Origin of the sequence: Streptomyces sp. Edi2, assembly GCF_040253635.1 — a bacterium.
Classification (GTDB): Bacteria; Actinomycetota; Actinomycetes; order Streptomycetales; family Streptomycetaceae; genus Streptomyces.
Window position 1 is genome coordinate 3,512,541 of the sequence record NZ_JBEJGX010000003.1, and the last position, 21,654, is coordinate 3,534,194.

The window sequence follows — 21,654 nt, forward strand, 5'->3', positions numbered from 1 at the left end:
CGCGCCGATGCTCGAACTCCTGAAGAACCTCGCCTCCTGGCTGACCAGTCCGGCCCAGTGGTCGGGCCCCGAGGGCATCGCCGCACGCGTCCTGGAGCACCTGGAGTACTCGGTGCTCGCCACCCTCGCCGCGGCCGTGATCGCGCTGCCCATCGGCCTGCTCATCGGGCACACCGGCCGGGGCGCCTTCCTCGCCGTCAACCTCTCCTCGTTCGGCCGGGCGCTGCCCACCGTCGGCCTGGTCACCCTGGTCTTCCTCGCGGGCGGGCTGAGCGTGTGGCCGGTGTATGTGTCGCTGGTCGCGCTCGCCGTGCCGGTGATCATCACCAATACGTACGCGGGGATGGCCGCCGTCGACCCCGAGGTCAAGGACGCCGCCAAGGGCGTGGGGCTGCGCGGCCGCCAGGTCCTGTGGCAGGTCGAACTCCCGCTCGCGCTCCCGCTGATCATGACCGGCGTACGGCTGGCGACCGTGCAGGTCGTCGCCACCGCCACCATCGCCGCCTATGTCAGCTTCGGCGGGCTGGGCCGCTATGTCTTCGACGGGCTGGCGCAGCGCGACCTGGTGCAGGTCCTCGGCGGTGCGGCCCTGGTCGCCGTGCTCGCCGTCGTCGCCGACCTGGCGCTGGGCGGGCTGACCCGGCTGCTGTTCCGCGGCCGCCCGGCCACCGCGCGCTGAGCACCCGCCGCCCGGATGCTGAGCACCCGCCGCCCCGCCCCTTACGTACGCACCGAGGAGCCCCGCCCATGAACCGTCGTACCGCCCTGACCGCTCTCCTCGCCGGCGCCTCGGCCCCGCTGCTGGCCTCCTGTTCCTCCGGCATCACCTCCCTCAAGGGGGACGGCGCCGGCGGCGACAGCGGCAGCAGCACCGGCGGACTGGTCATCGGCACCGCCAACTTCACCGAGAACCAGATCCTCGGCTACCTCTACGCGGGCGTGCTGACCGCCGCCGGGGTCAAGGCCACCGTCAAGCCCAACCTCGGCTCCCGCGAGATCGTGGTCCCCGCGCTGCGCTCCGGCGATATCGACCTGCTCCCCGAGTACCAGGGCAGTCTGCTGCTCTACCTCGACAAGAAGGCCACCGAGACCGAGGCGGGCGCCATGCAGAACGCGCTGGCCACCGTGCTCCCCGACGGCCTCGAAATCCTGCCCTACGCGGCCGCCGAGGACCGCGACAGCTTCGCGGTGACCCGCGCGACCGCCGACCGCTACGGCCTCAAGACGCTCGCCGACCTGCGCAAGGCCAACGGCAAGCTGGTGTTCGGCGCGGCCGCCGAGATGAAGAAGCGGGTCGTCGGGCTCGTCGGCCTCAAGGACCGGTACGGGGTGGAATTCAAGGAGTTCAAAGCGCTGGACTCCTCCGGACCGCTGGTCAAGGGCGCGCTGAAGAAGGGCGACATCGACATCGCCAATGTCTTCACCACGGACGTCGACACCGCGGCGAACGGCTGGGTCCTGCTCGCCGACCCCCAGCACCTCATCCCCGCCCAGCACATCGTCCCGCTGATCGCCGCCCGCAAGGCGGACTCCAAGGTCCGCAAGGCCCTGGCCCGTCTGGGCAACACCCTCACCACCGCCCACCTCACCGAGCTCAACCGCCTCGTCGACAAGGAGAAGCAGGACCCGGACCGGGTGGCCGACGCCTGGCTGAAGAAGCACAAGCTGAGCTGAGCCCCGGCGGCGGCCGCAGGCCTCACGCGGGCGGCAGGCCGCCGTAGCGGAGCGGCAGGCCGAACAGCGGGAACAGCCGCTCGGTGTCCAGGAAGCACTGCAGCGCGGTGATCCGGCCGTCCGCCGTCTCGATGACCTGGATCGCCCAGGGCTCGCCGTCCGCGCGGTACTGACCGAACGCCGGCCGGCCGTTCGCCGCGACCGGCACCAGATGTGAGCCCTCGCAGCCACAGCCCGGCCCCAGCATCCACTTCACGATGTCGTCGCGGCCGCGCAGCCACAGTTCGAGCGGCGGCATGGACAGCGTGGAGTCCTCGTGCAGCACGGCCGTGAGCGCGTCCATGTCGAAGCGTTCGAAGGCGTCGACATAGCGCCGCAGCAGCGCCTGCTGGGCGTCGTCCAGCGGCTGCTGCGCCACGTCGGCAGCGGTGTCGCCGGAGGCGGCGAGGGTCGCGCGGGCCCGCTGCAGAGCGCTGTTCACCGAGGCGACCGAGCTTCCCAGCAGCTCGGCGACCTCACTCGCCGACCAGCTGAGCACTTCCCGGAGGATCAGCACCGCCCGCTGCCGGGGCGCCAGCCGCTGCAGCGCGGCGATGAACGCCAGACGGACCGACTCCCGGGCGACGGCGGTCTCCGCCGGGTCCGCCGCGGACGCCAGCACCCGCTGGTCCGGTACGGGCCCGATCCAGGTCGCCTCGGGCAGCCCCGGGCCGACCGGCGTGTCCACGCTCGACGGGGAGGCGAGATCCATCGGCCTGGCCCGGCGCTGACCACCCTTGAGCAGGTCCAGGCACACATTCGTGGCGATCCGGTAGAGCCAGGACCGCAGGGACGCCCGTCCCTCGAACCGGTCGTAGCCCCGCCAGGCCCGCACCATCGTCTCCTGCACGGCGTCCTCGGCCTCGAACGCCGAGCCCAGCATCCGGTAGCAGTAGCCGGTCAGCTCGGTGCGGTGGGCCTCCAGGCGGTCCGCGGGCTCCTTCCGGGACACGGGCTCCCTCCGGGGCGCGGATCCTGCGCCGCCGTCCGCCGGCACGGCTCCGCCGTCCACCGTCGCGTCACTCGTCGAGGACCGTTTCATCGAGGACCCGCCCATCCGCCCGTCGGCCGACCACCGGCACACGCGCCCGACGGTACCGGAGCATCCGGCACCAGTCTGCTCCCCGGCACGGGGCTCCGCAGCCGGGGGCCGGACGCGGGAGAGAACCCGGGCACACGACGTGGGAGCCCCCGCCGGCCGGGCGCGGGAGCCCCACGCGCCCGATGCGGGAGAACAGCGCAAAGGCGGGCCGGACACCACGGCCCGGCCCGCCTCCGCGTCTCAGGTCATCTGCGCAGCTGCACGCCGCGCAGTACCCCTCCGACGACCGCTCCGGCCACGATGCTCAGCCCGAGCCGGGCAGGTTCCGTCAATCCGGAGAACACCGTGTGCGTGAGCGCGAAAACGACCACGACCGCGAGAACTCCGGCGATCAGCGCCTTCCTCATTCCTTGCCCATTTTCTTGCCCAATTCGTTGCTCAGTTCCTTGCCCGGCATCAGCAATCGGAAAGCGACAGCACCGCGCCGGAGACCAGGCCGCCGAAAGCCCCCGCCGTGGCGCCCGCGGCACACCCGGTCTCGGCGCCTGCTATGCAGCCGCCTATCCCACCGGACACCACATAATCCTTGATCTTGTCGTTGGCGCACTGGGAGTAGCTCTCGGCCGCCACGCTCCGCGCGGTGACGCCGAGATCCCGGAAGCTACGGGTCGCCCGCACGGTCACCGTGGCGCCCTTGGCCCGGTAGCTGACGTGCGCCGTCTTGCCGTTCTTCAGTTTGATGGCGGTGCCCAGCCGGCCCACCGTCCGATGGCCGGGGCCGACCAGCTCCAGCTTCTTGCCGGCCACGGTGAAGTGGTAGCCGGCGGGCATGGAAAGGGTGGCCGTCAGCGTTTTGCCGTCCGGCGACCGGAGCGACTTCAGCTTGAAGCCCTTGACGGAACTCACCGATTTCGCGGAATGCGGCGCACTGTGCGCGGAGGCGGGACCTGCCATCCCCGCAAAAGTCAGTGCGGTGAGTGCGGTCGCAGCGGTCTTACGGAACCTCATATATCCCCGTTTCCCCGTGTGGATCGATTCCGTGATCAGCCTATGGGTGACGTCGCAAATGCAAGATCCATAGCGAGTAATTTCGGGGTAAACGCAGCCGCTTACGGGGCAGTTCGACCCTCGCGCGAGCTGACGGTGCGCCACCGGCGGGGCCCGGGGCGGCCCTTCGGGCGCCGGCTACCGCCGCACCGCCACCGCCGACCCCCGTTCCGAGAGGCGCGGGGCGCACAGGATGCGCTTGCGGCGGACCCGGCGGCCCTCGATGGCGGCGACCGCGAGGCGGGCAGCTTCCTTGGCGATCTCGCTCAGGCCCCAGTCGACGGTGGTCAGGGGCGGGGTGAGGACCCGGGAGACGGGGTGGTCGTCGAAGCCGACGACCGAGAGGTCACGGCCGACGGTGAGAGAGGCCTCCGCGGCGGCCGCGTAGACGCCGTAGGCGATGGAGTCGGAGAAGCAGAAGACGGCGGTGACCGGGACGGGACCGGCCGGCCGTCGGCCGTCCGGGCTGTTGGCCAGGACCCGGCGGGCCACCGCCGTCGCCTCGCCCAACTCCTGCGGACAGGGCAGGACTTCGGCCTCGATGCCGAGGCGGTCGGCGGCCTCGCGCACATAGACGTCGGCGGGGCGGTCGGGGGTGGAGGGGCCGGTGGGGGTCAGCACGGTGACCCTGCGGTGCCCCAGCCCCCGGAGGTAGTCCAGGACGGCATCGATGCCCGCCCGGTTGTCGAAAAGCACCTCGCCCGCCGTACGGGCGCGGCTCAGGGCGTCGCCGATGGAGACCACCGGCACGGCGTCGGCGATCGCCGACCAGCCCTCGGCGGACGGGTCGACCGGCGAGACCAGCAGGCCGTCCACCCGCTGGTCGCGCAGCTGCTTGGCGAGGGACAGCTCCCGCCCGGGGTCGCCGCCCGCGTCGAGGATCAGCGCATAGCGGTCGCCGGCCAGCAGCTCACGCCCTATCGCCGCCATCAGCTGCTGCTGCCACAGATCCTGCAGATCGCCGGCGAGCACCCCGACCGTGCTCGTACGGCCGCTGGCGAGGGCGCGGGCGATGGGGTCGGCCTCGTAGCCGAGCTCGGCGGCGGCCTTGCGCACCCGCTCCTCGGTTTCCTTGGAGACGTGCTTGCCCCGCAACGCGTAGGAGACGGCCGCGGTGGAGAGGCCGGTGGCCTCGGCCACCTCGCGGAGGGTGGTGCGCTTATTGGGCCTGGCCATGTGCGGAAGCCTACCCAAGGAGGGCGCGGCAGCCGGTCACGACGGAACGGCCCATCGGGCGGCACCCCGGGGACGGAAACGGGCTGACGGGGACGACAGTGGCCTGCCGCCGGGGACAGCGACGGCCTGCCGGACCCGGCAGGCCCTTGACAGCCCTCGCGGTTAAGCGCTTCACTTAAACGCATCAGTTAAACGGTTAAGTGAAGCGGTTGAGCAAACGGTCCAGGGCGCGGACCACGACGCGTGCGCCGCCCCGCCGCCTGCACCACCGCCCGCACCCCGCCCCGCACCCCGAGGGAGGCCCGTGCCCACCGACGTCCACCAGCACATCTGGCCGCCCGCATTCCTCGAGCTGCTGCGGTCCCGCAGTACGCCGCCGCGGCTGGACGGCTGGACGCTGCACCTGCCGGGCGAGCCCCCGTACGCCGTCGACCCCGCCGACCACGACATCGCGGCCCGCGCCCGGCTCGCCCGCGCCGACGGCCTCGACCTGGCCCTGGTGTCGCTCTCCAGCCCGCTCGGCATCGAATATCTGCCGCCCGCCGAGGCCGCACCCCTGCTCGACGCCTTCCACGACGGCACGCTGGACCTGCCCGCCCCCTTCGGCGTCTGGGCCTCGGCCTGCCTGTCCGCTCCCGAGCCGGACCCCGACGCGCTGCGGCGCGAGCTGGCCCGCGGCTGCGTGGGGCTACAGCTGCCCGCCACCGCGCTGCTCGACGCCGCGGGGTGGGCCCGCTGCGCACCGCTGCTGGACGCCGCCGCCGAGCGGGACGCGCCGCTGTTCGTCCACCCCGGCCCGGCCCCGCCCGCAGACCGGGACGCGCCGGCCTGGTGGCCCGCCCTGGTCCCGTACCTCCAGCAGCTGCACGCCTCGTGGTTCGCGTTCCGCGCCTTCGGCCGGCCACGCCACCCCGACCTGCGGGTCTGCTTCGCGGCCCTGGCCGGCCTGGCCCCGCTGCACGGCGAGCGGCTGGTCGCCCGTGGCGGCGGCCGGGACCGCGGCCGGGTGGACTGCAACGCGTTCTACGAGACCTCCTCGTACGGCACCCGCGCGGTCGACGCACTCGTCCGGGCCGCGGGCATCGACGTCGTCGTCAGCGGCAGCGACCGCCCCTATGCCGAACCCGTCCTCCCCGACCTCGGCGCACAGGCCGCCGTCCACGCCCTGCGCACCGCCAACCCGGCCCGCCTGCTGGGCCCGACGAAAGGAGCCCGCCCATGACGTACCGCACCTCCCTGGCCGCCACCGCCCGCGAGGTCCCCGACGGCGAGGAGCCGTTCACCGCACTGCCCGAGCGCAACCTCGACAAGCGCGAGCTGCAGGACCTGGTCGAGCAGCTCGCCACCCGCCCGGACCTGTGGCGTGAACAGGTCGCCTTCTCGGACACCGAGCGCCACTACGCCTCCCTGCACCGCGACGAGTTCGTCGATGTCTGGCTGCTGTGCTGGACCCGGCAGAACGACACCGGCTGGCACGACCACGACCTCTCCTCCGGGGCGGTCCGGGTCGTCCAGGGCGTACTGACCGAGTCCAACCCGCGGATCGGCGGCGAGCACCTGGCCACCGCGGTCGACGCGGGCTCCTCCTTCGCCTTCGGCCCGGACCACATCCACCGGCTCACCGGGGCGAGTGACGATGCGGTGTCGGTGCACGCCTACTCACCGCCGCTGTGGCGGCTGGGCCAGTACGACATCACCGCGGACGGGCTGATGCGACGGGTCTCGGTCTCCTACGCGGACGAGCTGCGGCCGACGGACGGGACCACCGCGGCCTGAACGGCCGGGCCGGGCACTTCGGCACCCGGGTCGGTCGGCCCGCGGCCCGGCTCCCGGCGGCAGGAGTGCCGCGCCCCGGCACCCGACCGCCGGTGGCCGCAGGCCGCCCGGGCCTGTCGGCCGCCGACAGGCCCGGCCACCGATCAGCCCAGCCGCCGACACCCCGGCCCCACCCCCGCCACCACGAATTACTCCCGCACCTATTGACCTTCCATTCACTGCCATCGATCCTGAATGAATCCATACAGGCGGCAATGCGAGGCGGACTCATGGCAGGTGTGGTCGAACGGCGCTCCATCGACGTCGTTCCGGACGACGAACGGCACGGCAGCGCGGTCAGCCAGTTCACGCTCTGGCTGGGCGCCAACCTCCAGATCACCGCCGTCATCACCGGCGCGCTGGCCGTCGTCTTCGGGGCGAACGCCTTCTGGTCGCTGATCGGGCTGCTGCTCGGCAACCTCCTGGGCGGTGCGGTGATGGCGCTGCACTCCGCCCAGGGACCGCGGCTCGGACTGCCGCAGATGATCACCTCGCGGGCCCAGTTCGGGGTGCGCGGCGCGGTGGTCCCGCTGGCGCTGGTCATCGTGATGTACATCGGCTTCTTCGCCAGCGGCAGCGTGCTGGCCGGGCAGGCCGTCGGCGAGCTGACGCACCTCGGCGAGACCCCCGGGATCGTCCTGTTCGCCGCGGTCACCGCCGTGGCCGCGGCCGTCGGCTACCGCCTGATCCACACCCTCGGCAAGATCGCCGGCCTGGTCTGCGCACTGACCTTCGTCTACCTCGGCATCCGGCTGCTGCAGCGCACCGACCTCGGCACGCTCCTCGCCGACCACCGCTTCGCGCTGCCGGTCTTCCTGCTCGCCGTCTCGCTCTCGGCCTCCTGGCAGCTGGCGTTCGGCCCGTACGTCGCGGACTACTCGCGCTACCTGCCGCGGCACACCTCGGCGCGCGCCACGTTCTGGTGGACGCTGTCCGGTTCGGTGCTCGGCTCGCAGTGGTCGATGACGTTCGGCGCGCTGGCCGCCGCCGCGGCGCCCGCGGCCTTCGTGGGGCACGAGGTCAGCTATATCGTCGGCCTGGGCGGCGCGGGCCTGATCGCCTCGGTCCTCTACTTCGCCCTCGCCCTCGGCAAACTCACCATCAACATCCTCAACACCTATGGCGGGTTCATGTCGCTGGTCACCAGCGTCAGCGGCTTCCGCGGACAGCGCACCCTCACGCCGCGCGGCCGCTCCGCCTACATCGCCGGGATCATGGTGGCCGGCACCGCCGTCGCCCTCCTGGGCAAGGACTCGTTCCTGACATCCTTCAAGGACTTCCTGCTCTTCCTGCTGACCTTCTTCACACCCTGGTCCGCGATCAATCTCGTCGACTACTACCTGATCTCCAAGGAGCGCTACGACATCCCGGCGCTCAGCGACCCCGCAGGACGCTACGGCGCCTGGAACGTGCGGGCGCTGACGGTCTACGTCCTCGGGGTGCTCGCCCAGCTCCCGTTCCTGGCCACGCACTTCTACACCGGCCCGCTGGTGGCACCGCTCGGCGGCGCCGATATCTCCTGGCTCGTCGGTCTCGCCGTACCGGCCGTCCTGTACTGGCTGACCGCCCGCCGCGACACCGCCCGCACGGTCGGACCGGCAGCGCCCCAGGAGGAGCTGAATCCAGCCGGATCGGGGGGCTAGCCCTACCGCGCCGCCCGCCCGGCGTCCGTATTCTCGGGGCATGGCGACCCATGACCCCGAGCTGCGCAAGGAACTCGACGCGACCCTCCAGACGCGCAAGGAACTGGGGCCGGAGTACGAGTCGGAGCTTCTGGAGTCCTTCCTGGAGAAGCTGGAGCGGAGCGTCGACCAGCGGGTGCGGCGGCAACTCGCCGAACAGCAGGTCCAGGTGGCCCGCGGCGCCCGGCCACCGCGCCCCGGGGGCGGCGGCCCGCTCTCCTGGGAGCGATTCGGGCTCGCCGCGCTCTCGCTGGTGCTGGCCGTGCCGCTGTCCGCGATCGCCGCGAGCCTGGCGGGGCAACCGGGACTGCTGATGTGCTGGGCCGGGATCGTCGGCGTCAACGCCGTACAGGGCGGCGGGCTGCACAGGCTGGTGCGCTCACGCACGGACCGCCGCGACGACGCAGGGGACTGAAGCCTGCACGGGGCCGAAGACTGCGGGAGCCCGAAAGCCGCGAGCCCGAAGGCCACGGGAGTCTGAAGCCCACAGCGGCCCGAAGGCTTCGGCGGGAACCGGAAGGTGCGGGGACCGACGCACCCCGGCGCTGCCGGGGGCGGGACGACGGCGGTCCCCGCACGGGACGCGTTCCGGGTGAAGCCGGTCGTCGCATCCGGTGGCGACGGTGGAGGTCCGGGAGCCGCTCCGGAGGTCCTTGTCGCCGTGACATCAATCTGCCCGACGCGTGTTAAGCCCGTGCTGCGAGCACATGACGCATACGTACACCGTGCGGTGACACCCGGTTTCCTGACGTCCGTTTGACGCCGTGACAGGTGCAAAACGGGACAGCGGCCGGGGAGCGGGACGGTCACCGCCCCACTCCCCGGCCGCCGGGTCCCGTCGCTACTTGCCGGCCTCGCGCGCCAGATAGGCCAGCAGGTCCTGCCGGCTCACCACGCCCTTCGGCTTGCCCTCGACGAGGACGATCGCCGCGTCCGCGCTCTCCAGGACCGCCATCAGATCGGCGACCGGCTCGCCGGAGCCGACCTGCGGCAGCGGCGGGCACATGTGCTTCTCCAGCGGGTCGGTCAGCGAGGCGCGCTGGGTGAACAGCGCGTCGAGCAGTTCGCGCTCGACGACCGAGCCGACGACCTCGGCGGCCATCACGTCCGGGTGCCCGGCGCCCGGCTTGACGATCGGCATCTGCGAGACGCCGTACTCGCGCAGCACCTCGATCGCCTCGCCGACGGTCTCCTCCGGGTGCATGTGCACCAGCGAGGGCAGCGCGCCCTCCTTGTGCTCCAGCACCTCGCCGACCCGGGCGGCGGCGCCGCCCTCCTCCAGGAAGCCGTAGTCGGCCATCCACTCGTCGTTGAAGATCTTGGAGAGGTAGCCGCGGCCGCTGTCCGGCAGCAGGACGACCACCACGTCGTCCGGGCCGAGCTTGGCGGCGACCTCCAGCGCACCCACCACGGCCATCCCGCAGGAGCCGCCGACCAGCAGGCCCTCCTCCTTGGCGAGCCGCCGGGTCATCTGGAAGGCGTCCTTGTCCGAGACCGCCACGATCTCGTCCGCGACGGTGCGGTCGTAGGCGGTCGGCCAGAAGTCCTCGCCGACGCCCTCGATCAGATACGGGCGCCCGGAGCCGCCGCTGTAGACGGAGCCCTCCGGGTCGGCGCCGATCACCTTGACCTTGCCGTCACTGGCATCCTTCAGATAGCGGCCGGTGCCGCTGATCGTGCCGCCGGTGCCGACACCCGCCACGAAGTGGGTGATCCGGCCCCCGGTCTGCTCCCACAGCTCGGGACCGGTGGTCTCGTAGTGGGAGCGCGGGTTGTTCGGGTTGCTGTACTGGTCCGGCTTCCAGGCACCGGGCGTCTCGCGCACCAGCCGGTCCGAGACGTTGTAGTACGAGTCCGGGTGCTCGGGGTCGACGGCGGTCGGGCAGACCACCACCTCCGCACCGTAGGCCCGCAACACGTTGATCTTGTCCATGGACACCTTGTCCGGGCAGACGAAGATGCACTTGTAACCCTTTTGCTGGGCGACGATCGCCAGGCCCACACCGGTGTTGCCGGATGTCGGCTCGACGATGGTGCCGCCGGGCTGCAGCTCACCCGACTGCTCGGCGGCCTCGATCATCCGCACGGCGATCCGGTCCTTGACCGACCCGCCGGGGTTGAAGTACTCGACCTTCGCCAGGACGGTGGCCTGGATCCCTCGAGTGACGTTGTTGAGCCGCACGAGCGGGGTGTTGCCGACCAGCTCAATCATCGAATCGTAAAACTGCACGGTGGTCTCCGCGGTCAGGGGCACGCTCTCCTGCGCCCGTGCGGCCAGCCTATTGCCCGGGTCCGTTAGAGGAGGCCCGCGTTGCGTTCCGTGCAGGAACGGGCAACACCCTGTTGTAGGAGTTCTTGCCGATTCAAGAGCGCGTCCGGCCTCCGGTGCCAGGGCGCGCCCGCACTGCGCGGGGAGGTGCCCGGCCCATGCCGATGACGATGTCCAGGGCCAGAGTGGCCCGGCGGATCGCGACCGCCGCCGCTTTCGGCGGCGGCGGGATCGGGCTGCTCGGGGTGGCCACCGTCGGGGTGCTGCTGACCGAGGTCCGGCTGGCACGCCGTACGGTCGGCGGCTCCAGCGACATTCCGCCGTGCGCCGACGGCCGTTACGGCGCCGCCTTCGACCACCGCACCGACCACCCGCCGCTGCGGCTCGGCTTCCTCGGCGACTCCACCGCCGCGGGCCAGGGCGTCCACCGCGCCCGCCAGACCCCCGGCGCGCTGCTCGCCTCCGGCCTGGCCGCGCTCTCCGAGCTGCCCGTCGACTTCCGCAATGTGGCGCTGCCCGGCGCACAGTCGGACGACCTGGCCCGCCAGGTGGAGCTGATGCTGACGGACGGCACCGAGACCCCGGACGTCTGCGTCATCATGATCGGCGCGAACGATGTCACCCACCGGATGCCGCCCGCACAGTCCGTCCGCCATCTCTCCGAGGCGGTGCGCGCACTGCGTGCGGCAGGCTGCGAGGTGGTCGTCGGCACCTGCCCGGACCTGGGCACCATCGAGCCGGTCTACCAGCCGCTGCGCTGGGTGGCCCGGCGGCTCTCCCGGCAGCTCGCCGCGGCCCAGACCATCGGGGTGGTCGAGAGCGGCGGCCGTACGGTCTCGCTCGGCGACCTGCTCGGCCCCGAATTCGAGGCGCGTCCACGGGAGCTGTTCGGGCCGGACAACTACCACCCGTCGGCAGAGGGCTATGCCACCGCCGCGATGGCCGTGCTGCCGACGCTGTGTGCCTCGCTCGGCCTGTGGCCGGAGAAGGAGCAGCCGGAGCCCGCCCGCGGCGAGGGTCTGCTCCCGGTCGAGCAGGCGGCCGCCGAGGCGGCCTCCGAGGGCGGCACGGAGGTCACGGCCTCTCGCGCCCCCTGGGCGCTGCTCAAGCACCGCAGGCGCCGCCAGCTCCCGGCCCCGGAGCCGACGGACCCGTCCGCGGTCACCCCGTGACGGGGCGGCCGCCCGGCACCCGCCGGGCAGCGGTAGGCGGTAGGCGGTAGGCGGTAGGCGAGGGAGACCCCCTCAGGGCCGGGGCCGCGGGGAATACTCCGCGGCCCCTCCTCGTTCCCATAAGCGCCCGCTTAGAAAAGAGGCCCGCATCACAGCACGGACCCCGTGACCTCAGCACTACGTGCAGGTAACTTCCCTCACAGTCCGCCCATTTCCCGCGCACTTGGAGCCGTGTGATGCCCGAAGCCGTGATCGTCTCAGCCGCCCGCTCCCCGATCGGCCGCGCCTTCAAGGGTTCGCTCAAGGATCTGCGGCCGGACGACCTGACCGCGAAGATCATCGAGACCGCCCTCGCCAAGGTCCCCGAGCTGGACCCCAAGGACATCGACGACCTGATGCTCGGCTGCGGCCTCCCCGGCGGCGAGCAGGGCCACAACCTCGGCCGCATCGTGGCCGTCCAGATGGGGATGGACCACCTCCCGGGCTGCACCATCACCCGTTACTGTTCCTCCTCCCTCCAGACGACCCGCATGGCGCTGCACGCCATCAAGGCCGGCGAGGGCGATGTCTTCATCTCGGCCGGCGTCGAGACCGTCTCGCGCAGCGTCAAGGGCAGCTCCGACGGCCTGCCGGACACCCACAACCCGCTCTTCGCCGACGCCGAGGCCCGCACCGCGGCGCGCGCCGAGCAGGAGGGCGCCGACTGGCACGACCCGCGCGAGGACGGCCTGATCCCGGACGCGTACATCTCCATGGGTCAGACCGCGGAGAACCTCGCCCGCCTCAAGGGCGTCACCCGCCAGGACATGGACGAGTTCGGCGTGCGTTCCCAGAACCTCGCCGAGAAGGCGATCAACGACGGTTTCTGGGAGCGGGAGATCACCCCGGTCACGCTGCCGGACGGCACGGTCGTCGCCAAGGACGACGGCCCCCGCGCCGGCGTCACCGTCGAGGGCGTCTCCGGCCTCAAGCCGGTCTTCCGCCCCGACGGCCTGGTGACCGCCGGCAACTGCTGCCCGCTGAACGACGGTGCCGCGGCGCTGGTCATCATGTCCGACATCAAGGCGCGCGAGCTGGGCCTGACCCCGCTGGCCCGGATCGTCTCCACCGGCGTCTCCGGCCTCTCCCCCGAGATCATGGGTTACGGCCCGGTCGAGGCCAGCAAGCAGGCGCTGCGGCGGGCCGGCCTCTCGGTCTCCGACATCGACCTGGTCGAGATCAACGAGGCGTTCGCCGCCCAGGTGATCCCGTCCTACCGCGACTTGGGCATCGACCTGGACCGCCTGAACGTCAACGGCGGCGCCATCGCCGTCGGCCACCCCTTCGGCATGACCGGCGCCCGCATCACCGGCACGCTCATCAACTCCCTCCAGTGGCACGACAAGCAGTTCGGCCTGGAGACGATGTGCGTCGGCGGCGGCCAGGGCATGGCGATGGTCATCGAGCGGCTGAGCTGAGCTGTAGCGGAGGGTGGAGGTCGGGTGCGAGGAACGAGTACCCGGCATCCGCCCGCAGCGGAAGCGAAGCTCAGCGCGACCATGAACACGCGCGGCTGAGCTGAGCTGAGCTGTAGCGGAGGGTCGGGCGCGAGGTACGAGTGCCCGGCACCTGCCCGCAGCGGAGGCGAAGCTCAGCGCGACCGCGACCGCGACCACAAACCCTCCCGGCCCTCCCAGCCCCCCGGTTCGTAGCACACGGTGACGACCCGGCTCGTGCGCGAGCGCATGCGCCCGCCCTCGCGCCGCTCGCGAGGGAGCGCGACAAAACGGACCAACTACCGCCCGGCGCACACCCATCGCTGTCGCCCGGATACGGGCGGCGACATGGCGTGACCTGCGCCACTCGTTAACGAGATCGCGACCCAATCTCCCCCAGGATTGTGACCAACGCCCTGGGGGAGAGGCGTTCTTGCAGGTCAGCAGGGGTCCGTCCGGGCGAACGAGCCCCCGGCTCCCCTCCTTTTCGGTACATAGTGCACCCGGAGCGGTCGCCGACCACCGGCAGCCTGATGTAGGAAGTCGGAGAACATTCTGCTAACGGGAGTACGCCGGTGAGCGAGGCGCTACCAGGAGTGATCCCGTCAGCGAGCGCATCAAGGGGGTCACCCCGGCCGAAGGCCGGGGTGAAGTCCACGTACCGATGCGCGGCCCGTGCGAAGAGGTGAGGGCCGCCGAGCGAAGTGGGGAGGACGCATGAGCGAGCGTCACCCGGGGGACCCCTCGGCCACCGGCCGGGGGCGCATCCCCCATGGGTGCGCGTCTCGCCCGTGCGGGACCGAACGAAGAGAGGTTTCGGCATGAGCGTCACCACCCTCGTCCTGCTGCTGGCCGCGGCCGTCGCCGTGGCGCTGGGCGCCGCCGCCCTGCACACCGCCCGCGGCCTGCGCCGCCAGCTCGCCGAGCTGCACGCCGAGCTCGGCGCGGCCCGGCAGGACGCCGTCGCGGGCACCGGGACGGTGCACCCGGCCGCGGCGGCCATCCCGGCCGCCCGCGCCGCCGAGACCCCGCTCGCCGACATACGTGCCGCCGTCGCCGATGCCCTGGCCGAGGAGCGGGAACGCGAACTGGCCGAGGCCCGCGCCTTCTGGGCCGCGCAGGAGGTCAGGGACGCCGCCGACGCCCCGTCGCTGCTGGGCGGTCTCGCCGGACTCGGCGACGAACTCCTCGACGGCCGCGCCGACCAGCGCGAGCTGCCCGAGCGCCTGGATGCCGACCGGTTCGACATCCAGCCGTTCCTGCCCCGCCAGGCGGATCTCGCCGGGCTGGAGCCGCTGCTGGGCCCGGACGCGCTGGAGGCGATGGACGCGCTGGAGTCCATGGACGCCCTGGACGCGCCGGAGTTGGAGCCGGTCGAGGAGACCGAGTCCGCCGAGCTGGCCGCCGCGCGCCGGCGCCACCCCTCGCACCCCGACTTCTCCCCGTCCCCGGTGATCAGTGATCACGAGCGCACCGTCGCGCGCCTGGAGGAACTGGCGCAGCTGGCGACCCCGCTCGCGGACGTCCGCCCCGGCCCGCTGGGCACCCTGGACGTCTACGTCTTCACCGACGGCACCACGCTCTGCCTGACCCCCGGGCAGCGCGAGACCGCGGAGCGCGTGGCCGGCGCACTGCAGGCGGGGCGCACGCCCGTACTGCTGGGCGGCTCCGGTATCTCCGGTGCCTACGCGCTGACCTTCTCCTGGGGCGAGAGCCGCGAGGAGAGCGTCTACATCCTCGCCGACCGCGTCATCGCCTCGCTCTGACCCGGCGCGGCGGTCCGCGTCAGCAGCGTTCCGCCGCCGCCCGGACGCATCGCACGGCCTCCGCCAGTTCGTCGGCGGGGGCCCTTTTCGCGTCAGAATCCCCCGCTGCGCCGGCCATCCGCACCGCCGCGCCGCGCAGGGCCTCGACAAGGTCGTGGCCGGCCACCGCCAGCTGGTCGCCGGCCGCGAACACCCCGGCGTCCGGCAGCTCCCGCGGGGGCTCGCCCGGCCGCTCGATCAGCTGCGCGCGGGTCGCCAACTGCCGTGCCAGCGCCAGGCCTTCGGCCGCGGCACCCTGGTGGAGCCTGCTCTGCGGCAGCGATCGGAGCCGGTCGGCGAGGGCGTCCACGGCGGTCTGCAAGGGGGTCACGTCAAGCACGCCGTGAGCCTATGCGCCACCCCGGGGTGGTTGCCAACGCCCGAACGCTCAGGCACGGTGGGCTGAAGAACCAGCATCGACCGCGTCCGGAGGCGCCGATGTCTCAGCTCTTCTCAGAAGAGACCCACCGGAACATGCTCTCCCGTATCCCGCACTGCACCGGCCGGGAAATCTCCGACTGGCTCCGCACCGTTGAGGAAGGCCCCGCTCTCTTCCGCTTCGACGAAAAGGTCAGCTGGCTCCGTGGCGAGCACAACCTCGCCTACGGCCATGCCAAGGCAATTGTCCATGAACACGACCTCAGGCGCGCCGCGCGCAAGTTCTGATCCGCGGTGACGGGGCCCCGCCCCGGTCCGGATCGGGACACTCCTCATTCACCACGCCGAAGGGCCCGCGGGCATGTGCCCGCGGGCCCGTCGTACGGCGCAGCGGCCGCGTACGGCGCCTTGCGCGCCCGGCGTCGTCCGGGGTCAGTCGCCCCGGAGGATGGAGATCAGCCGGAGCATCTCCACGTAGATCCACACCAGGGTCGTGGTCAGGCCGAACGCCGCCAGCCAGGACTCCTCGCGCGGCGCGCCGTAAGCGACACCGTCCTCGACCTGCTTGAAGTCCAGCGCCAGGAAGAGCGCGCCGAGGACCACGCCCACGATGCCGAAGACGATGCCCAGGCCGCCGCTGCGGAAGCCGAGGCCGTCGCCCCCGCTGAACACCATGAACAGGACGTTGACCATCGACAGCAGGAAGAAGCCGAGGGCCGCGATGATCACGAAGCGGGTGAACCGGGCGGTGACCCGGATGATCCGCGTCTTGTAGGCGACCAGCATGGCGACGAACACCGCCATCGTGCCCAGCACCGCCTGCATGGGGGCGCCGTGCAGCTTCGGCAGGTCGTTGATGAAGCCGCTGAGCGCCCCGAGGAAGAGGCCCTCCAGCGCCGCGTACCCGAGGATGAGGGCGGGCGACGGCGTGCGCTTGAAGGACTGGATGACGCCCAGCACCATCGCGACCAGGGCGGCGCCGAACGCGAAGCCGAGGCTCCCGGTCAGGAACAGCCAGCCGACGGTGGCGCCCACGACGAGCGTGCCGAGCGTCATGCCGGTACGCATGACGACGTCGTCCATCGTCATCGGGCGGGTCTGCGGGCTGTACTGCGGCGGTGCCTGGGTTACCTGCTGCTGGTCCTGGGCGTAGGGGTTGCCGCCCTGCGCGTAGGGGTTGGCTCCGGCGTACGGGTTCGCGGCGGCCCCGGCCTGCGGCGGTGCGTTGAAGCCCGCGTAGCCGGTGGCGCGGCTGAACCCCCGTCGCGAGAAGACCGGGTTGCTGCTCCTCATCTCACTCCTCCATGGCCGCCCTGCGCGGCCTCGACGGCAAGCGTAATGGCTTGGCAAAGGGGCGTCGCTAGTTCTCGAGCAGGATCTTTCCCCGAACCCGCCCGGACACCTCCTCCGTGAGGAGGACGTTCGAGAGGGCGGAGAGGTGCCCGGCGCGGGTCCGGACAGGTGGCACGCGACGGGCCGGGCGACCCTGCCGCTACACCGTCCCCCCGCCCTCGTCCCCGCCATTCCGGATATTCGATCTCGTGCCGTGCTCTTACTGTGGTCTTGCCGTGCTCTTGCCGTGTCCCGTCGCGCTCTTGTCGCTCTCTCATCGCTCTCTCGTCGCTCTCTTGCCGCTCTCTTGCCGCTCTCTTGTCGCCCTCTTGTCGCCGTCGGTTGTCATCGCGTGCGGTCGCCGTGCCCGAACTGCCATTTCCGTCTGCCGCCCCGGGGACTCCCTCCCCGGACCACTTCGCACGGAATCCGATAAATGTCTGATCGCAACGGACGTCACATGGCACGACAGGCAACCGATTCCCGGGGGGACCCGTCTTCCCTGCCGGCCGGATCCTGCCCCGGCGGGTGGATCTGCAGGGCTGACGCATGGTCAAGATCCGAACGCCGGAGTACCCCTTACCACTCTCCCGCGACTCACCGTCCGTAGCGCCATGGACGCGATCAGTTGTAATCCGGGGGTGCAGATAGGGCTATTCTGGCGGGAAACAGTAGCGAAAGAGGGTTGAGGTGCCTGTGCCTGACGTCTCAGTAGTCGTCATCGTCTACAACGACGCCGACCGGTTGCCGACCGCGGTTCAGTCCGTGCTGGATCAAACGCTCCGGGACGTCGAGGTGGTGATCGTCGACGACTGCAGCACCGACCGTTCTTTCGAAGTGGCGCAACGACTCGCCGCTGATCACCCAGGGCGGGCCAGAGCCTTCCAGCTGCCGGAGAACAGCGGTGGGTGCGGCGAGCCGCGCAACGCCGGCATCCAGCACACCCGGGGCCGCTACGTCATGTTCCTGGACAGCGATGACGTCCTGGAACCCAATGCGTGCCGGAATATGCTGGAGGCCGCCGAGAAAACCGGCTCCGATATCGTTTCCGGCCAGTGTGTACGACTGCACGTGGACACCCGCAATCAGAAGCGGGACGAGTGGTATTCCTGGCTGTATTCCACCACCCGGACCATTGATTCCGTAACGGAATTTCCGGACCTGTTCGTGTGGGACACCCTCTCCACCAACAAGTGCTACCGGCGTGAATTCCTCATCGAGCACAATCTCCACTTCGCCAAGGGGTTGTTCTACGAGGACCTGCTGTTTATCGCCGATGCCTACCTCGCCGCAAAACGCATCACCCTGATCCCCAATCAGGTCTATTTCTGGAATGTCCACACGCAGGGCACCGTGAAGTCGGTGACAAACCGCCGGCACGAGATGACGAATTACGTCCACCGGCTGGAGGTCCACCGGCGGATCGACGCCATGCTGGCCGAGCGCGGGCTGACCGAGATGAAGCTCGCCAAGGACGTCAAATTCCTCAAGCACGACCTGGTGCTGCATCTGCGGGATCTGCCGTTCCGGGACGAGGCCTACCGCCGGGAATTCGCCGAGCTCTCCCGGGAATACCTCGCCGGCGTGGCCCCCGAGGCGTACGAGCACGTCCAGCCGATACAGGCCATCTGTGCGTATCTGCTCCAGCAGGGTGACTGGGGCAACCTGATCCCGGCGGTCGACACGCTCATCAACCGCAACAAGCTCTCCTCGCCGCTGGTCGAACACGACGGCCGGATCTACTGGTGCGGCGGCCACTTCGACGATGCGTTCGGGCGCGAGATCCTGGACGTGACCGACATCGGCTACCACGAGAAGCCGGTCAACCAGCTGTTCCTGCGCAATCAGCTCACCGGCTTCAGCGAATCCGGCCGGGCCATCTCGCTGACCGGCAAGATCACCAACCCGCTCGGTGTCATCCCGCCCGGTGCGCGGCTCAAGGCCCAGCTGGAGTTCAGCGCCCGGCGGCGCAGCCTGCAGTCCTTCCACTTCCCGGTGCAGGAGGTGCGCCACGACGGGGACGCCGTCCACTGGGAGGCCGTCGCCGACCTCACCGCGAAGCTGCGCCCGCTGGGCATCGTCGACACCATCTGGGACGTACGGCTGCGCCTGGAGGTGGACGGCGTGCGCACCACGAGCCGGCTCACCGTCGCCGACACCGCACTGTCCGGGGCGCTGCCGGTGCGGCCGCGGCTGACCCGGATGGTCGCCGACCACCTGGAACCGCATGTCTCGGCCAAGGGGCATCTGGCATTCCGCCTGGTCAGCGAGGGCGACAAGGCCGAGCGCGTACAGGAACTGATCACCCGCGGGGTGCACGGCAAGCCGGGGACGCTGGCCAAGACCGGCTACCGCAAGGCGAAGGCGCTGCGCGGCAAGGTCCTCTCGGGCGACAACAAGATCCGCGCCTATCACGAGGTGTTCAGCCGGCTGCCGGTCAAGAAGCGCACGGTGGTCTTCGAAAGCCACCTGGGCAAGCAGTACAGCGACAGTCCGCGGGCCCTCTACGAGGAGATGCGCCGGCAGGGCCTGGAGTTCGAGGCCATCTGGTCGTACGCCGGGTCCCCCAAGGGCTTCCCCAAGGACGCCACGCTCGTCAAGCGCTGGTCGCTGCCCTACCTCAAGGCGCTGGCACAGGCCGAGTTCTGGGTGGACAACCAGAGCTACCCGCTCAAGCTCACCAAGCGCCCGGAGACCACCTACCTCCAGACCTGGCACGGCTCGGCGCTGAAGAACATGGGCTTCGACCAGCCGGCGCTGAAGGCGCAGACCCGGCAGCAGCAGGAGGAGCAGCAGCGTTCGCTGGACCGCTTCGACCGGTTCCTGATCCGCTCCGAGCACGATGTGCACACCCTCGCCAGGGCCTTCCGGCTCAAGGAGAAGACGCTGCTGCGGGTGGGGTACCCGCGCAACGACGCGCTGGTGCGCGCCCGGCAGCGGGAGGCGGACCTGGGCGTGCGTGAACGCGGGCCGCTGGCAGCGAAGTTGGGCATTCCCGACGACAAGACCGTGCTGCTTTACGCGCCGACGTTCCGTAAGGCCGGCGGCCGGCACGGGCGCTTCGAATTGCCCTTCGACGTGGAGCGTTTCGCCGACCGGTTCGGCGACCGCTATGTCCTCCTGGTGCGTTCGCACTACCTCAATCATGTGGTGCTGCCGCCGACCGTGCAGGGCCGGGTCATCGACGTATCGGCGCACCACGATGTGACCCCGGTGCTGGAGCTGGCCGACGGGCTGATCACCGACTATTCCTCGGTGATGTTCGACTATGCGCTGCTCGACCGGCCGCTGGTGTTCTTCACCTACGACTACGACGAGTATGTGCACGAGGGCCGTGGCACCTACTTCGATCTGCTGGAGCACGCACCGGGCCCGGTGGTCCGCACCGAGGACGATTTCCACCAGGCGATCAAGACCTTCGAGTCGCAGTCGTCGGAATACGCGAAGAGCCGCAAGGAATTCGTCGCCAAGTTCGGGGAATACGACCAGGGCAACGCCGCCCAGAGCATCGTCGATCAGTTTTTCGCGCAGTGGAGCCGTTGATGACCGAGTCGTACGCAGCCGAGCCGCGGGACATCTTCTTCGTCTCCAACAGCGTCAACGAGGTGGGTGGCGTCACCAGTTGGTCGCACCAGCTGGCGCGCCTGTTCAGCGAGCGGGGCCACCGGGTGCACCTCGTCGGCGTGGTGCCGCCCCCCGAGGGGCGGGTCCACGAGCTGGCGGCCGACCTGCCGTTCAAGACCACCACGCTCTACTCCCAGCACCCGCCGTCCGTCCGCCCCCTTCGAGGCCTCAAGGGCAAGCTCAACGTCGTCGAGCAGCGCCGCCACGCCGCCCGCGAGGCCGGTATGCGGGAGCAGGCGGCCAAGATGAGCGCGCTGTTCCGGGCGGCGAAGCCGGGCGGCGTGGTGATCGTCACGCAGGTGTGGGCGATGGAGTGGGTGGCACTGGCCGACACCGCCGGTCTGAGCGTGATCGGTATGAGCCATGAATCCTTCGAAACCTGCCGTAGGTCGTCCCGCTTCGGCCGGGTCAAGCGGTTTTACGCGGATGTCGACCGGATGCTGACGCTCACCCGGGAGGACGCCGACCGCTGGATCCGCCAGCGGATGGACAATGTCGGCTTCATGCCGAACCCGCTGCCCTTCTTCCCGGAAGTCCCCTCCGACCGCTCCCGCAAGCATGTGGTCAGCATCGGCCGGCTCCACGAGGAGAAGGGCGTGGACATGCTGCTGGAGGCCTGGGCCAAGGTCGCGCCGCAGCACCCCGACTGGACGCTGCGGGTCTACGGCTCCGGCGAGGAAGAGGAGGCGCTGCGCAAGCAGGCCGCGGACCTGGGGATCGCGGACACGGTCGCCTGGATGGGCCGGACGGCCGATGTGCCGGGCGCACTGCGGGAGAGCGCGGTCTTCGCCCTCAGCTCGCGCGGCGAGGGCTTCCCGCTGGCCCCCATGGAGGCCATGGCGACGGCCGTGCCGTGTGTGGCGTTCGACGTGGCACCGGGCGTCCACGAGATCATCTCGGACGGCGTGGACGGCCTCCTCGCTCCCCCGGGCAACATCACCGAATTCGCCCGGCATCTCGACACCCTGATGTCCGACAAGGACCTCCGCGACACCATGGGCGAAGCGGCCCGGGAGAACATCCAGCGCTTCTCCACGGACGAGATCGTCGGCCGCTGGGAGAACCTGTTCACGCTGGTGGAGCGCTGAGGCACGGGCGCTGCCGCCCGTGAAGCGCTGACGGTG

General features: G+C 70.9%; 19 protein-coding genes. 12 read left to right on the top strand and 7 right to left on the bottom strand.

Going from position 1 to position 21,654, the window contains the following annotated elements:
* Nucleotides 1-7: 7 nt before the first annotated feature.
* Nucleotides 8-679: an ABC transporter permease gene (locus ABR737_RS18730; protein WP_350251306.1), complete on the top strand. Its 672-nt coding sequence runs from the start codon at nt 8-10 to the stop codon at nt 677-679.
* Between the two features lie 68 nt (nt 680-747).
* Nucleotides 748-1,674, top strand: coding sequence for an ABC transporter substrate-binding protein (locus ABR737_RS18735; protein WP_350251307.1), 927 nt, complete (start codon nt 748-750; stop codon nt 1,672-1,674).
* Nucleotides 1,675-1,696: 22 nt separating this feature from the next.
* On the opposite strand, the gene ABR737_RS18740 is transcribed toward ABR737_RS18735, so the two are convergent.
* The 4 genes from ABR737_RS18740 to ABR737_RS18755 all read right to left on the bottom strand — a co-directional run bounded on the left by ABR737_RS18740 (nt 1,697) and on the right by ABR737_RS18755 (nt 4,978).
* The gene (locus tag ABR737_RS18740) at nt 1,697-2,755 is read right to left on the bottom strand and encodes a sigma-70 family RNA polymerase sigma factor (protein WP_502964487.1); all 1,059 of its coding nucleotides are present in this window, start codon (nt 2,753-2,755) and stop codon (nt 1,697-1,699) included.
* Nucleotides 2,756-3,000: 245 nt separating this feature from the next.
* Nucleotides 3,001-3,162 carry a hypothetical protein gene (locus ABR737_RS18745; protein ID WP_336050612.1) on the bottom strand — a complete coding sequence of 54 codons (162 nt, stop codon included), beginning with the start codon at nt 3,160-3,162 and terminating at the stop codon, nt 3,001-3,003.
* 49 nt (nt 3,163-3,211) lie between these two features.
* A complete protein-coding gene (locus tag ABR737_RS18750) occupies nt 3,212-3,661 on the bottom strand; it encodes a hypothetical protein (protein ID WP_350251309.1) in 450 nt (149 codons plus the stop codon).
* A 279-nt stretch (nt 3,662-3,940) separates the two neighbouring features.
* The gene (locus ABR737_RS18755) at nt 3,941-4,978 is read right to left on the bottom strand and encodes a LacI family DNA-binding transcriptional regulator (RefSeq protein WP_350251310.1); all 1,038 of its coding nucleotides are present in this window, start codon (nt 4,976-4,978) and stop codon (nt 3,941-3,943) included.
* A gap of 304 nt (nt 4,979-5,282) precedes the next feature.
* Here ABR737_RS18755 and ABR737_RS18760 point away from each other — a divergent pair, with 304 nt between their 5' ends.
* The 4 genes from ABR737_RS18760 (at nt 5,283) to ABR737_RS18775 (ending at nt 8,890) form a co-directional block, all read left to right on the top strand.
* Complete coding sequence (locus ABR737_RS18760; RefSeq protein WP_350251311.1) at nt 5,283-6,200, top strand: amidohydrolase family protein; 918 nt, start codon at nt 5,283-5,285, stop codon at nt 6,198-6,200.
* Nucleotides 6,197-6,754, top strand: coding sequence for a cysteine dioxygenase (locus ABR737_RS18765; protein ID WP_350251313.1), 558 nt, complete (start codon nt 6,197-6,199; stop codon nt 6,752-6,754). The genes ABR737_RS18760 and ABR737_RS18765 overlap by 4 nt, the downstream gene beginning before the upstream one ends.
* Before the next feature lie 269 nt (nt 6,755-7,023).
* Nucleotides 7,024-8,436, top strand: a complete 1,413-nt coding sequence (locus ABR737_RS18770) for a purine-cytosine permease family protein (RefSeq protein ID WP_350251314.1) — start codon at nt 7,024-7,026, stop codon at nt 8,434-8,436.
* Nucleotides 8,437-8,476: 40 nt separating this feature from the next.
* The gene (locus ABR737_RS18775) at nt 8,477-8,890 is read left to right on the top strand and encodes a hypothetical protein (protein WP_350251315.1); all 414 of its coding nucleotides are present in this window, start codon (nt 8,477-8,479) and stop codon (nt 8,888-8,890) included.
* A 426-nt stretch (nt 8,891-9,316) separates the two neighbouring features.
* Here the strand turns inward: ABR737_RS18775 and ABR737_RS18780 are convergent, their stop codons facing one another.
* Entirely contained in the window at nt 9,317-10,705 is a 1,389-nt protein-coding gene (locus tag ABR737_RS18780) for a cystathionine beta-synthase (RefSeq protein WP_350251316.1), read from the bottom strand.
* Nucleotides 10,706-10,902: 197 nt separating this feature from the next.
* Between ABR737_RS18780 and ABR737_RS18785 the strand changes: the two genes are divergently transcribed.
* From ABR737_RS18785 to ABR737_RS18795, 3 genes are all read left to right on the top strand, one after another.
* The gene (locus ABR737_RS18785; protein WP_350251317.1) at nt 10,903-11,916 is read left to right on the top strand and encodes an SGNH/GDSL hydrolase family protein; all 1,014 of its coding nucleotides are present in this window, start codon (nt 10,903-10,905) and stop codon (nt 11,914-11,916) included.
* 236 nt (nt 11,917-12,152) lie between these two features.
* Complete coding sequence (locus tag ABR737_RS18790) at nt 12,153-13,373, top strand: acetyl-CoA C-acetyltransferase (RefSeq protein ID WP_350251318.1); 1,221 nt, start codon at nt 12,153-12,155, stop codon at nt 13,371-13,373.
* A gap of 839 nt (nt 13,374-14,212) precedes the next feature.
* On the top strand, nt 14,213-15,157 hold the full coding sequence (locus ABR737_RS18795; RefSeq protein WP_350251319.1) for a hypothetical protein: 945 nt from the start codon (nt 14,213-14,215) through the stop codon (nt 15,155-15,157).
* Between the two features lie 19 nt (nt 15,158-15,176).
* Here ABR737_RS18795 and ABR737_RS18800 read toward each other — a convergent pair whose 3' ends face one another.
* Nucleotides 15,177-15,536 carry a hypothetical protein gene (locus tag ABR737_RS18800; protein WP_350251320.1) on the bottom strand — a complete coding sequence of 120 codons (360 nt, stop codon included), beginning with the start codon at nt 15,534-15,536 and terminating at the stop codon, nt 15,177-15,179.
* A gap of 98 nt (nt 15,537-15,634) precedes the next feature.
* Here ABR737_RS18800 and ABR737_RS18805 point away from each other — a divergent pair, with 98 nt between their 5' ends.
* Complete coding sequence (locus ABR737_RS18805) at nt 15,635-15,862, top strand: DUF4287 domain-containing protein (RefSeq protein ID WP_030088455.1); 228 nt, start codon at nt 15,635-15,637, stop codon at nt 15,860-15,862.
* Nucleotides 15,863-16,006: 144 nt separating this feature from the next.
* On the opposite strand, the gene ABR737_RS18810 is transcribed toward ABR737_RS18805, so the two are convergent.
* Nucleotides 16,007-16,867 carry a Bax inhibitor-1/YccA family protein gene (locus tag ABR737_RS18810; protein WP_350251322.1) on the bottom strand — a complete coding sequence of 287 codons (861 nt, stop codon included), beginning with the start codon at nt 16,865-16,867 and terminating at the stop codon, nt 16,007-16,009.
* 735 nt (nt 16,868-17,602) lie between these two features.
* Here ABR737_RS18810 and ABR737_RS18815 point away from each other — a divergent pair.
* Both ABR737_RS18815 and ABR737_RS18820 read left to right on the top strand, forming a co-directional pair.
* Nucleotides 17,603-20,449 (top strand): bifunctional glycosyltransferase/CDP-glycerol:glycerophosphate glycerophosphotransferase, encoded by a 2,847-nt coding sequence (locus ABR737_RS18815; protein WP_350256839.1) that lies wholly within the window; start codon nt 17,603-17,605, stop codon nt 20,447-20,449.
* The gene (locus tag ABR737_RS18820; protein ID WP_350251323.1) at nt 20,449-21,618 is read left to right on the top strand and encodes a glycosyltransferase; all 1,170 of its coding nucleotides are present in this window, start codon (nt 20,449-20,451) and stop codon (nt 21,616-21,618) included. Before ABR737_RS18815 ends, ABR737_RS18820 begins: the two co-directional genes overlap by 1 nt.
* The last annotated feature ends 36 nt before the right edge of the window (nt 21,619-21,654 follow it).